This window comes from Methylobacterium sp. R2-1 (assembly GCF_014191355.1).
In the GTDB taxonomy this organism is placed as follows: Bacteria; Pseudomonadota; Alphaproteobacteria; order Rhizobiales; family Beijerinckiaceae; genus Methylobacterium.
On record NZ_JACHWM010000001.1, the window covers coordinates 469727 to 482929 of the forward strand.

At 70.3% G+C, this 13203-nt stretch carries 10 protein-coding genes; 9 read left to right on the forward strand and 1 reads right to left on the reverse strand.

Translation table 11 applies throughout. The features are described from left to right. The first annotated feature begins 19 nt into the window (after positions 1-19). The 9 genes from FHU13_RS02365 (at position 20) to FHU13_RS02405 (ending at position 11669) form a co-directional block, all read left to right on the forward strand. Complete coding sequence (locus FHU13_RS02365; protein WP_183434234.1) at positions 20-517, forward strand: chemotaxis protein CheW; 498 nt, start codon at positions 20-22, stop codon at positions 515-517. Between the two features lie 11 nt (positions 518-528). Further along, entirely contained in the window at positions 529-2022 is a 1494-nt protein-coding gene (locus tag FHU13_RS02370; protein WP_183434235.1) for a CheR family methyltransferase, read from the forward strand. Further along, entirely contained in the window at positions 2019-2576 is a 558-nt protein-coding gene (locus FHU13_RS02375) for a chemotaxis protein CheW (RefSeq protein ID WP_183434236.1), read from the forward strand. The genes FHU13_RS02370 and FHU13_RS02375 overlap by 4 nt, the downstream gene beginning before the upstream one ends. 54 nt (positions 2577-2630) lie before the next feature. Beyond that, the gene (locus FHU13_RS02380; protein WP_183434237.1) at positions 2631-4331 is read left to right on the forward strand and encodes a methyl-accepting chemotaxis protein; all 1701 of its coding nucleotides are present in this window, start codon (positions 2631-2633) and stop codon (positions 4329-4331) included. Positions 4332-4355: 24 nt separating this feature from the next. Further along, on the forward strand, positions 4356-6617 hold the full coding sequence (locus tag FHU13_RS02385; RefSeq protein WP_183434238.1) for a response regulator: 2262 nt from the start codon (positions 4356-4358) through the stop codon (positions 6615-6617). Beyond that, positions 6614-7699, forward strand: coding sequence for a chemotaxis-specific protein-glutamate methyltransferase CheB (gene cheB, locus FHU13_RS02390; protein WP_183434239.1), 1086 nt, complete (start codon positions 6614-6616; stop codon positions 7697-7699). The genes FHU13_RS02385 and cheB overlap by 4 nt, the downstream gene beginning before the upstream one ends. Then, complete coding sequence (locus tag FHU13_RS02395; RefSeq protein ID WP_183434240.1) at positions 7696-9429, forward strand: response regulator; 1734 nt, start codon at positions 7696-7698, stop codon at positions 9427-9429. The genes cheB and FHU13_RS02395 overlap by 4 nt, the downstream gene beginning before the upstream one ends. Continuing rightward, complete coding sequence (locus FHU13_RS02400; protein WP_183434241.1) at positions 9426-11294, forward strand: response regulator; 1869 nt, start codon at positions 9426-9428, stop codon at positions 11292-11294. Before FHU13_RS02395 ends, FHU13_RS02400 begins: the two co-directional genes overlap by 4 nt. A gap of 201 nt (positions 11295-11495) precedes the next feature. Continuing rightward, positions 11496-11669, forward strand: coding sequence for a metallothionein (locus tag FHU13_RS02405; protein WP_017486100.1), 174 nt, complete (start codon positions 11496-11498; stop codon positions 11667-11669). Positions 11670-11696: 27 nt separating this feature from the next. Here FHU13_RS02405 and FHU13_RS02410 read toward each other — a convergent pair whose 3' ends face one another. Further along, positions 11697-12998, reverse strand: coding sequence for a c-type cytochrome (locus tag FHU13_RS02410; RefSeq protein ID WP_183434242.1), 1302 nt, complete (start codon positions 12996-12998; stop codon positions 11697-11699). Positions 12999-13203 lie beyond the last annotated feature (205 nt).

Below are 13203 nucleotides of genomic sequence, written 5' to 3' on the forward strand. Positions count from 1 at the left end.
GCCGCTCCAAGGACATGCGATGGCGGGTTTACCCACCCTTCTTCTGGATATTGCCGGCACGATCTGCGCACTGCCACGGTCCGAGATTCGCGAAATCCTCCCCTTGCCGCGCCTGCACGCACCGCCGGCCGCGGGCGGCCCGCTTGCCGGCTTTCTCAACCTGGCCGGTGAGCCGCTGCCCGTCGTCGATCTCGCCGCGCTGTTCGACCTTCGTGCAGCGGGCGATGACGATCCGTACCGGCACGTCCTGGTGGCGCGCCAAGGCGCCATCGCCTTCCTCGTCGACCGGGCGCTCGATCTCGTGCAGGTCGAGACCTATGCGCTGCGGCCGGTCGAACCCGCCCGCAGCCTGAACGGCTGCGTCGTCGGCGAATTCGCCTGGGCGGATGGGCTCGTGCATCTGCTCTCGCTCGACCGGATCCTGACCCTCGAGGAGCGGACTCGGCTCGACGCGCTGACCCGGCAAGCGACGACGCGGCTCGCCCGGTTCGAGCCCGATGGGGCGCGTCCCGCCTGAGGCCCCCGGTCGTGACGGCTCCTACAGAGCGGGCCCGGCGTGCCGCGGGCGCAGCGATCGATCCCGGCTTCCCCGCTCTGAAGGCGCGGGTGATCGCCCGGACCGGACACAATTACTACGAAGACAAGGACGACCTGCTCTACGACCGTCTGCGCAAGCGGATGCGCATTCGTGGTCTGGGCGACTGCGCCGCCTATCTCGCCCTGCTTGAGGGTGCCGCCGGCCGGGAGGAATGGGCGGCGCTCGAGGCCGAGATCACCATCGGCGAGACGTTCTTCTTCCGCTACGCCGAGCAATTCGCAGCTCTGCGGGGGACGATCCTGCCGGAGCTGATCGAGGCGCGGGCCGAGACGCGCCGCCTGCGAATCTGGAGCGCGGGCTGCTCAACGGGGGCCGAGCCCTACTCCATCGCCATTCTCATCCACGACCTGCTCGGTGAGGCGCTCACTGACTGGTCGGTGACGATTCTCGGCACAGATCTCAGTGCCGCCGCCCTGGCCACCGCCCGCGCGGCAGAGTTCGGACCCTGGGCCCTGCGCACCCTGGATACGGAGGAGCGCGCCCGCTGGTTTCGCCGTACACCCGCACGACCGGGCCTGCCGCATGGCGGCTACGCCTTGCGCCCCGCCTTCCGCCGAATGGTGCGCTTCGAGCGGCAGAACTTGTTGAGCCTGATCGATGGAAGCGATCACACGCAGACGAGCTTCGATCTCATCCTCTGCCGCAATGTCCTGATCTATTTCAGTTCAGATCACGTCAATCGCATCGTGCGGGCCTTGGGCGAGCGGCTCAACCCCCGGGGCTGGCTCCTGATCGGCCATGCCGAGCCCAACCCGGCCTTCTCTCAGTGGCTGCAGCCGGTCGCCCTGCCGGGAACGGTCGCCTACCGCCCAATCGGTACACCGACGACAGAGCCGCCGCCGGTCCTCATCCCCGCCATTCTCGACGCGGCGCCGATCCCGCTCGCTCCGCCCTTCGAACGGGTGGCGGCTCACTTTCCGAATCCAGAGCTCGATCCTCCGCCGTCCCCTCAGCGGGCGGTGATGCCGAAGCCGGTTCCGATCCCGGTCTCACCCGCGACGGATCACCCACTCTCGCCCGGCGATCTGTTGGCTGAGATCCGCGTGCTGGCCGACGCGGGTGAGACGGCGCGGGCTTGGCGCCGGCTGCACGAGGAGATCGACGGCTACGCCACCGATCCGGCCCTGCGCTACTACGAGGGACTTCTCGCCCTCGATCTCGGGCGCGAGCGGGAGGCCGAGCGGGCTTTGCGCGGGGCCCTGTTCCTCGACCGCGGCTTCATCATGGCCCATTTCCAGCTCGGTCTGCTGCTCAGCGGCGGCGGACGCCGCTCCGAGGCGACTCGCGCCCTCGACAACGCGCTGCGCCTCGCGCAAGGACTGCCGCCCGAGACCATCCTGCCGGAGGGAGACGGAGTGAGCGCCGCACGCTTGGCCGAGAGCGCACGCCGCGTCCTGGCCGGAATCACGGTCAACGACGCATGAAGATCGGCCTGACCGCCGGAGCGGATCCGAAAACACGCAATGCCGCGCTGCTCGATGCCCGCGCCGCCGCGCTCGCCGCGCGCAGGGCAGGGCAGGACGAGACGGTCGAGACCGCTGCCTACCTCGTCTGCGCCTGCGGGGCGGAGCGTTACGGGCTGCCGCTTGCCGCAGTTGCGGGCGTTACGCCTGAACGGCCCTGCACCGGTCTGCCCGGCGCGCCTCCGGCGCTCAAGGGCATCACGGCCGTGGCGGGTGCGATCGTCAGCGTGCTCGACCTCGCGGCATGCCTCGGACTTGACCATGCGGGTGAAGACGACGGTGGTCACGTGGTGCACCTGCGCGCACAGGAGCCACCGGTCGCCCTCGCGGTCGATCGCGTGCTCGGCATCGCGCGGATCGAGGCGGCGCTGGCGCGGCAGACAAAGGAGCCGGAAAGTCTGGGACGCGGGCCGCTTTCGGGCTATGCACCGCCCGGCTCGGACAGGACGGGCGACATCCGCGAGGGATTTTCCCTCGTCGATCTTCCGGCCCTGCTCGCTCGCTTCACGACCTGACCGTCCAAGTCTCGGACCAAGTCTCAAACCCTCCCCGCACCGCCTGCCGGAGCCATGTCGCCCGTGTCGCTCTCGATCGGAAAACGCATCCTCCTCGGCTTCGTGGCGGCCAGCCTGATCGTGGCGGCTCTGGGCGCCTACGCGCTGCGGCAGATCGGCAGCGTGCGCGACACGACCGACCTGATCGTCACCCGCGACGTCGGCGTGCTGCGTCAGCTCGATGACCTCGGCAACATCGCGCGCAATATGGGCCTGGTGCGCCGGAACGCGGTCATCGCCGTCCTGACCCAGGGGCAGGCGCAGTCGAACACGGCCTCGGGGTCAGCCCGGCAGGATGATTTCCTGGGGAGTTGGCGTCAGAACGTGACAGAGCTCGAGCGGCTCCTCAACACCATCACCGCCGAGGTGAAGACCTATCAATCCTCTGCGCTTTCCGCGGAGCGCATCGCGGCCTGGGGTCGCCTCGGCTCCGTTTTCACCGAGACCGGTGAGGCGTTCCGTCAGGTCCGCACCGCGAGCGAGCAGCAGCTCCGCGCCGTCGATTCGCGTGACATCGCCGCCGTCGAAGGGCGCAACGAGGAGGTCAACAGCCTCCACGACGGATTGCTGCGCAGCATCGCCAACGCCCGCACGGCCCTCGACGGAGTCATCGCGGCGGGCCAGCACAGCGTGAACGAGATCTATCGAAACAGCCTCCTTTCCGTTGCGATCACGGTCGCCGCCTCGATCCTGCTGTCGATCCTCGTGACGACGTTGATCAGCCGCGCGGTGGTGCGGCCTCTGGAGGATGTAATGCGCTTCGTCGCGCAGATCGGCGAGGGCGACCTGACCGGACGCCTGAACCGCGCCGGCAACGACGAGATCGGGCGGCTCGGCGACACGCTGAATCGGATGGTGGCCGGCCTATCAGACCTTGCCCGCACCAACCGCGCCGCCACGGCCGACCTCAACGCCGCCGCCGCCGAGATCCGTGCCTCCGCCCAGGAGCAGGCGGCGAGCGTCGAGGAGCAATTCGCCGCGGTGCAGGAGACCGCCGCGACCGTGGACGAGATCACCCATTCGGGTGCGCAGATCTCGAAGCGGGCGACCGAAGTCATCGCCACCGCGCAGGCCGCGGCGCAGACTGCGCGCTCAGGGCTACGCGCCGCCACCGACACCGCCAAGGCCATGGAATCGATCCGCGAACAGGGTGAGGCGGTCGCCGGCAACATCGTCGCACTCAGCGAGAAGACCCAGGCGATCGGCGAGATCATCGTCACCGTCAACGACATCTCCGAGCGCACCCACCTGCTCGCCCTCAACGCCGCCATCGAGGCGGCGGCGGCCGGCGAGAGCGGGCGCAGCTTCGCCATCGTCGCCTCCGAGATGAAGCTGCTCGCCGACCAGGCGAAGGGGGCGACTGCCCAGGTGCGCGGCATTCTCGGGGAGATCCAGCGCGGCATCAACGCCTCGGTGATGCTCACCGAGGAGGCGGTGAAGCGCGCCGCCGCCGGCAAGACCCGAACCGATTCGACGGTGCGCACCATTGAGGAGATGGCCGCGCGTGTGGAGGAGGGCGTGCAGACCTTCCAGCAGATCGTGGCCTCGACCAACCAGCAGCAGCTCGGCATCGAGCAGGTGATGGGGGCGCTGCAGAACATCCGGCAGGCGAGCCAGCAGACCGCCGCCGGCACCCGTGAGGTCGAGACCGCCTCGGCGAACCTCACGGAACTGGCGCAGGGACTGATGGCGCTGGCCGAGCGCTACCGGCTCTAGCGGTCAGGACGAGCGTCCCGCCGCATGGACATCCGCCAGCAGCTTCTCGCCGCCTTCGAGATCGAGCACCGCGAGCATCTCGACGCGATCCGCGCCGCCCTCGCGGCGGAGGGGCCGGTCGATTGGCACGACGTGTTCCGCCGGGCCCACAGCCTGAAGGGCGCCGCCCGCGCCGTGGACCTGCCTCCGGTGGAGGCGGTCTCGCACCAGCTCGAAACTCTGTTCGAGCGCATCAGCGCCGGGCAGCGTCCGCTCGACCGTGAGGCGCGGGCCGCGACCCATCTCGCTCTCGATCGGATCGAGGCCTACGTCGCCGCGAGCGCGGGCGGGCCCGCCAGCATGCCCGAGGATGCGCTGGCGGCGCTGAGCGCCTGCCTCGATCCAGGCGGTACGGCTGTCCCGGCGCCGGCTCGAGCCCCGGCGGCGCCCCCACCCGTCGCTATGACGGTCGATCCAGTCCCAGATCCAGCTACGCCGCCGGCGGCCGCGGCCGAAACGTCCAGCGAACCCGCGCAGGCGGTGCTGCGCATTCCCGCCTCGGCGGTGGAGTCACTGACGCGGGCGAGCCATGGCCTCTGGGCGGCTCTGCCGGGGCAGGGGACCGTGGCCGAGCGCATCGCCCGGCTCGCGGCGAACGCGACCGCGCTTCGACGCCGGACCGAGACCGTCCGTCGCGTTCCAGGCTCTGCCCCCAGTGGGGCGGAGGAATCGGAGACGGCGGCGCTGCACCGGGCGCTTGACGAGATCGAGACCGGCTTGGCGGCCCTCTCCCGAGAAGCCGCCGACCTCTCCCAGGGACACAAGGCCGTCGTCCTCTCCGTCGAGACGGCCGCCCGTCGCCTGCGTGAGGAGACCGAGCGCCTCGCGCTGGTCCCCGCCGAGACGGTGTTCGGTGGTCTCGCCCGCGCGGTGCGCGACATGGCGCGTGCCGACGGGCAGGAGGTGGACGTCACCACCCGCGGGCTCGACGTGCCGGTGGACCGGGCGATGCTCCAGGCGCTCAAGGATCCGGTGCTGCACGCCCTGCGCAACGCGCTGAGCCACGGCGCGGAGAGCCCGGAGATCCGGCAGCGACACGGGAAGCCCACGTCCCTGTCAATCATGCTCACCGTCGAGGCACAGGGCGGACGGCTCGTTCTCGGCATTCACGATGACGGAAGGGGTCCGGACCTCGCGGCGATCGAGGCGACGGGCCGCGAGCGCGGGCTGATCGCGCCGGGCGAGAGTCTCGATGCGGATGCGCTGCTCGCGCTTCCGTTCGAGCCCGGCTTCTCCACCGCCCGGGCGGTCGACGCCCTGTCGGGCCGCGGCATGGGCCTGTCGGTGGTGGCCGAGGTCGCCCGCTCCCTTCACGGGCAGGTGCAGCTCGCCCGTCGGCAACCGCACGGCACCTCGCTGATCCTCACCCTGCCGCTCTCGGCCGCACAGCGGCCGGTGCTGATCGTCTCGGCCGGCGGCACACGCTTCGCCCTGCCGAGCGGTTCGGCGGAAGCACTCACGCGGCTCGACCCCTCGGCCTTGTCCACCGTCGCAGGCCGTCCGGTCGCGCAGGTGGCGGCGGAGGGCGGCGAGGCCGTGACGCTGCCGGTCGCGGAACTCGGCGACCTGCTCGGCCTCGGCTCCGGACGCGCAGAGGGCGCGACGATCCCGGTCGTGCGGTTGCGCGGCACGCGCGGGCGCTGCCTGCTCGCCGTCGATCGGCTGGAGGAAGTGCACACGCTGCTCGTCCTGCCGGCGCCGCCGATCGGCAGCGATCCCGGCCTCGTCACCGGAACGGTCATCCTCGGCACCGACACCCCCGCCCTCGTCCTCGATCCCGACGGCCTGATCGACCGGCTCAGCCGCGCGGGCCCGCGCGGCGTTCGGTCTTCGTCGAAAGGACAGGCGGACGGCAGCGGAACGATCCCGGAAACGCGACGTTCGACGATTCTTGTCGTGGACGACTCGATCACGACCCGCACCCTGGAGAAGAGCATCTTGGAAGCGGCGGGCTACCGCGTGATCGTCTGCGTCGACGGGCAGGAGGCGCTCGATCGTCTCCGCGCGCGCATAGAGCCGGTCGACCTCGTGGTCGCCGACGTCGAGATGCCGCGCCTCACCGGCTTCGGTCTCGTTGAGGCGCTGCGGGCGGAGGAGGATTTCGCGCGTCTCCCCATCGTGCTGATGACCTCGCGCGGCGACGAGGAAGACGTGGCGAGAGGGTTGGAACTCGGCGCCGACGCCTATCTCACCAAGCAGAAATTTGATCAGCGCGAACTCCTGGATACCATCGGTCAGTTGCTGTGAACGGAGGCGGCGAGAACCCGCGCGTGCGCGTCTTGGTTGTCGAGGATTCGCTCGTCGTGCGTATCCTCCTCACCCACATCATCGCCCGTGACCCGCGGCTGGAACTGGCCGGCGCGGTCGAGTCCGGCGAGGCGGCGCTCGCAGCGATCGAAACCGTGCGGCCGGACGTGATCTCCATGGATATCCGTCTGCCGGGCATCGACGGGTTGGAGACGACCCGCCGGATCATGGCGAGCCGACCGACGCCCATCGTGGTGATCGCCGATTCGGTCGAGGATTCATCGCTCAAGATCTCGATGAACGCGCTCAGGGCCGGCGCGCTGTCGGTGGTCGAGAAGCCCGTGGCGACGACCAACGACGGCTACGAGGCGGTCGCCGGCCAGATCTGCACGCAGTTGCGCATCATGGCCGCGGTCCCGGTCATCCGCCGCCGGCCGATCGGGGCGGAATGGAACGCGCGCAAGGCCGCCCCCGCACCCGAGCTGCCGATCCTCTCAGACTCGGATGCTGCGCCGAGCGTGCTCGCGGTCGCCGCCTCGACCGGTGGCCCGCCCGCGCTCGCCAAGGTCATCGGCGGCTTGACGGCGGATTTCCCGCTTCCGGTGCTGCTCGTCCAGCATATGGGCGCGGCCTTCATGGATGGGTTCGCGAGTTGGCTCGACGGCGTTGTGCCGCTCTCCGTCGGCATCGCGCGGGACGGGCAGACCATGCAGGCCGGCCATGTCTACGTCGCCCCCGGCGACCGGCATCTCGAACTCGGCGCGAACGGGACGCTGCGGGTCAGCGATGCCGCCGCCGTCGGCGGCCAGCGCCCGGCCGCCACCGTGCTGTTCCGCTCCGTCGCCCGGCAGGCCGGCCCGCAGGGCATCGGCGTGCTCCTCACCGGCATGGGGGAAGACGGAGCCCAGGGGCTGCTCGACATGCGCAAGGCCGGCGCCGCCACGGTGGCCGAGCACGAGAGCAGCGCCGTCGTCTACGGCATGCCCGCGGCGGCGGTGCGCCTCAGCGCGGCGTCCCGGGTGCTGCCCGTCGACCAAGTGGCGCCCCATCTCGTGCGGCTCGCGCAGAGGAAGCCGTCATGACCGCGAGCGCATCGCCCTCCCGCGCATCCCCCGCCGCGCCGGGCCACCGGCTGCTGCTGGTGGAGGATTCGGAGACCCAGGCGCTCGAATTGCGCCTCCAGCTCGAAGCGCACGGTTTTTCCGTCCAGCGCTGCGCCACGGCGGAAGCTGCGCTCGACCTGCTCAATACCGATCTTCCGGATCTCGTCGTCGCCGACCATCACCTTCCCGGCATGAACGGTGACGAGTTCACCCGGCAGATGCGCCTGTCGCTGCGCACCCGGGCGTTGCCTGTGGTGATGCTCACCAGCGCCCGCAACGGAGAGCGCCACGGTTTCGAGAGTGGTGCCGACGCCTATGTCGAAAAATCGGCCGACCGTGATCTGCTCGTGCTGCGTATCCGCGCCCTCCTCCGCGAGCGCAAAAGCAGCGCGACGGAAGGCCCCTCCGGCGCAGCTTTCCGCCGCGGTCGCGTGCTGATCGTCGACGGCAGCGCCACCTATCGCGCCTTCTTCACCGGCCTGCTGACTCAGGAAGGCCACACCGTGGTCGCCGCCGCTGACCGCTCGGGGGCGCTCGCCGCCCTGGACGAACCCGGCGCCGGGTTCGACTGCGTGACCCTCGATCTCGTCGGCAGCGCCTATGACGGCATCGCGCTCTGCACCGAGATCGCCGAGCGCCGCATGAAGGCGCCGGAGGGCGGCGGCAATGCCTTCCCGCTGGTCGGCATGGCCGGTGACAAGCCGGACAAAAGCCTTCTGGTCGCCGCCTTCGCCGCGGGCGCCGACGACGTGGTCTCCAAGGCCGACGGCGAGGTTCTGGCAATGCGGGTGCGCGGCCTCGTCCGCCGCCGTCTGCTGGAGGAGGACAACCGCCGCATCTCCGGCGAGTTCGGGGACCGTGAGCGGGCGGTGGAGCGCGCCCGTGCCGAGGCCGAGGCGGCGGCCGCCCGCGCCGCCCTCGCCGACGCATTGGAGCAGGCCAATCGCGACCTTGAGGACGCCAACCGCAAGCTGACCGAAGCGCAGGCCAAGCTGGTCCAGGCCGCGAAGATGGCCTCGCTCGGCGAGCTGGTCGCCGGCATCGCCCACGAGATCAACAATCCGCTCGCCTTCATCCTGGCGCATCAGGGCACCGTGGAGCGCTTGCTCGGCGAACTGCCGCCGCCCGAGGCGCCGGAGGGGCAGCGGGCGCTCACCAAGGCGCGCGACCGCGTCGGCTCGATGCGGCTCGGCCTGACCCGAATTCAGGATCTCGTCCTCAATCTGCGCAAGTTCTCGCGGCTCGACGAGGGCGAGCGCGGCCTCGTCAACGTGCCGGAAGCGATCGAGACGGTGCTGGCGCTGATCCAGCACAAGCTCGGCACACGCATCCGGGTCGAGCGTGATTTTTCCGGACGCCCGGAGATCTCGTGCACCCCGGCGCTGCTCAATCAGGTCGTCATGAACATCCTCGGCAACGCGGCGGATGCGATTCACGGCGATGGCACGATCACCGTAGCGACCTACTCGGACGCCGAGACCGACCTGATCCGCATCAGCGATACCGGGCCGGGAATTCCAGAGGATTTGCGCGAAAAGATCTTCGAGCCCTTCTTCACGACGAAGCCGGTCGGATCGGGAACGGGCCTCGGCTTGGCGATTGCGTACAGCGTCGTTCAGGCGCATAGCGGCTCGCTGACCGTGGAGACGGCGCCGTGCGGCGGCGCGAGCTTCGTCATCGGCATTCCGAGGCAACCGGCACCGGTATGAGCAAAGGCACGATTCTGGCCGTCGATGACGAGCCGGACATCCTGATCGCTCTGGAGGATCTGTTCGAGGACGAGTACCGGGTGCTCACCTCGGCCAAGCCCGAGGAGGCGCTCGAAATCCTGCGCTCCGAGCCCGACATCGCCGTCGTGGTCTCCGACCAGCGCATGCCCGGCATGACTGGCGACGCCCTGCTGGCCGAGGCGCGGGGCTTCCACGAGGCACAAGCCATCCTCCTCACCGGCTACGCCGACATCTCGGCGGTGATCGCGGCGCTGAACCGCGGCGGCATCATCGGCTATGTCGCCAAGCCCTGGGACCCGACCCTTCTACGCGCCACGGTGCGCAACGCCTACGAGCGCCACCGCCTCGGCCGTGACCTCGCGACCGAACGAGCCCTGTTGCGCGGCTTGCTTGATCACGCAGAGGAAGCGATCTCCTTCAAGGATGCCGCTGGCCGCTTCGTGCGCCTCAATGCGCGCAAGTCCGTTCTCGTCGGCAGCACGGTCGAGGCCTGCCTCGGCCGCACCGAGACCGACGTTGCCGACACGGCCGAAGCGCGCGAGGCCGAAGCCGTGGACCGCCGCGCCATCGCGGCTGGCGAGGCCGGCTCGACGGTCATCGCCCGCGGCGCCCTCGGCGCCGAGCGCTGGTCGCACATCATCCGCGTACCGATCCGCGGCAGCGCCGGGGAGGTGACGCATCTCGCCACGATCGAGCGCGACGTGACCGAGCAGAAGAGCCTGGAGGCGCGTCTGCGCCAATCCGACAAGATGCAGGCACTCGGTACACTCGCCGGCGGCATCGCCCACGACTTCAATAACCTGCTCACGGCTATCCTCGGCAGTCTCGAACTGGTCGGCCCCAAGATCGCCGATCAGCCCCGAGTCAAGCGCCTCGTGGACAACGCCACGGGCGCCGCGCAGCGCGGCTCGGCGCTGACGAAGCGGCTCCTCAGCTTCAGTCGCTCCAACGACGCCCATGCACGGCCCGTGGACCCGAACGCGCTGATCGAGGGCATGAGCGCGCTGTTCGGTTCGAGCCTCGGCAGCCTCGTGCGCGTCGAGCGGGATCTCGAACCCGACATGCCCTTCGCCCTGGTCGATCCGGACCAGCTCGAACTTGCGGTGCTCAACCTCTGCATCAACGCCCGCGATGCGATGCCCGACGGCGGCACCGTCACCATCTCGACCCGCCGCGCCGAGATCCACGACGATCCCGATCTCAAACCCGGCACCTACGCCATCGTCACGGTCGCCGACGAGGGCACCGGTATCCCGCCGGAGATTCTGGAGCGGGTCTGCGAGCCATTCTTCACCACCAAGGCGGTGGGGCAGGGGACGGGCCTCGGACTCGCCATGGTGTTCGGCCTCGCCCAGCAGGCGGGCGGACGCTTACGCATCACCAGCGAGGTCGGACAGGGCACCCGGATCGAACTCGCCCTGCCGCGGGCCGACGGCACCGTCGAAGACAGCGAGGCGGAGGTCGCGTCGGCCGTCCCGACCGCGGCGACCCCCGCCCGCATCCTCGTGGTCGACGACGACCCGGAGGTCCGGCACGTCACCGCCTCCTTCCTCAGCGATTTCGGCTACTCCGAGACGGAAGCGGCCGATGGCCGTAGCGCGCTGGCACTGATGGAGCAGGGCCAGAGCTTCGACCTCGTGGTGGCGGATCTCGCCATGCCCGGCATGACCGGCGTCGAACTCGCCACCGCGATCCGGCAGCGCTTCTCCGGCGTGCCGGTGCTGCTGCTGACGGGCCATGCGGAGGCCGTGCAGATCCCGGAGGATCTGCCGGTGATGACGAAGCCCTTCGCCTCCGCCGAACTCGCCGCGCGGGTGTCGCAGCTTCTCGAAAATCCGGCCTGACCGCCTCTCGGCTGCGGCGCTCGTCTGAACCTCCGGCGATGACGGTGCGCAAGGCTCCCGGCGAACCGTCGCGTACGGCGTCCGTGTCACGCTCCGCAGACCCTTTCGCGCCACGATTGCACTCCGCCTCGGCTAGGGTGAAGATGATCCTGCGCCGATCTGCTTCGCGGCGTGGAAGATTGTTTTGGAAGGATGACCTCGATGGCCAGCGTCGATGTCGAGATGGTGAAATGCGCCTGCCCGGACTGCGTCTGCGTGGTCTCGCTCTCGAAAGCGGTCACCCGCGACGACAAGGCTTTCTGCTGCGACGAGTGCGCCGAGGGTCATCCGGATCACGCCGGCTGCGACCACGCCGGCTGCACCTGCCACGGTTGATCGCTTTCGACCTCGGCCGGGTGCGGCTCAGTGCGGCCCGGTCGGCTGCGTGTCGGTCGCTTTCGCGAGGAAGCGCATCAGCGCCTCGCGGTCCTCGGCGCTGTTGATCGTCTGCTCGGGCATCCGCGTGCCTGGCGTGTACCGCGCGGGGCCGACCTCGAACAGGCGGGCGACCGTCTCCGGGGTCCAGACGATGTCCATGCCCCTGAGCGCCTCGGAGTAGCGATAGCCCGGAACGGCGGCGATGCGCCGGCCGAAGAGTCCGGCAAGCGTCGGACCGGCGCGGGGCGCTTCGTCCGGCGTCAGCGTGTGGCAAGCCACGCAGGCGCGAAACACCTCCGCACCGCGCTCGCCGTGGAAGGCCGCCAGCGCATCCGCCGGACGGGGCATGGCGAGCGGACCGATCGGCTCACCGTTGCTCGCGTTCCACCGCCGCACGAGGCGGTCACTGCCGCCCGTGACGAGTTCGCTCCCGTCCGGCCGCCATGCCACCGACCAGACCGGCAGGCCCGGCCCGACCAAGTTGAACAGCACCTTCCTGGTTGCCCGCTCGATCATCGCGACGCTCCCGCCGGCGCTCGCCGCGGCGATCCGGGTGCCGTCGGGGGAGGGCGCCAACGCGACGACCGGCGCTGGGCCGAGTTCGACCTGCCCCCGCACGCTTCCATCCCGCGCGAGAAATCGCACCGTCGCATCCGCGCCTGCTGCGGCAATCTCGCCGTCAGCGGTGACGGCCAGCGCGCTGAGCGCGCTCGGCAGCGTCGCGGTCGCCACAGCCTGACCCTCCGCCGTCCAGATCCGCACGCTCGCATCGGCGCCGGCCGTGACGAGTCCGCCGCCGGGCAGGAAGGCGACGGCGTTGACGTTGCCCTTGTGCCCTTCGAGAACCCGCGCCGACCTGCCCGCGAGTGGCCAGATCCGCGCGGTGCCGTCCCAGGCGGCGGAGGCGAGCGTCGTTCCGTCCGGCGACACGGCGAGCCCGGCAACCGGGCCGGTATGCCCTTCGAGGACGCGCTCCGGCTCGGCCTGACCCAGCCGCCACAACGCAATGCGCCCGTCCTCCGAGCCGCTGGCAAAGCGCCCATCGGACAAGGCGGCGACCGCGTTCACCGCACCGTCGTGGAAGCGCAAGACGCTCAATGCCGCGCCGGTGTCGAGGCCCCAGATGATCGCCGCCTGATCGAACCCGCCGGAGACCGCGAGGCGACCATCGCCCGTGATCGCGAGCGCCCGCACCGGCCCACCGTGCCCGCGCATCTGCGCCATCGCCGGCAGCGCGAGCAGCAGGGCGGCGATCACCCCGAGAATCCGCGTCGCCCCCATTGTCATCCCAACTCGCTCCATCGCAGCGGACCATAGGCGAGAGGCCGGGGCCGTGTCCGCCCGCACGGGTGAGAGTTTCTGTCTCATGCTGCGGACGGGCGCGACGCCGAACCTTGATCCGCGACCGGCGATGGCGCATCGCTCACGACGATGAGACAGGACGGCGCCCCGCATAGCATCACCGTTCCGCGCATCGCACCGTCCGCGCACG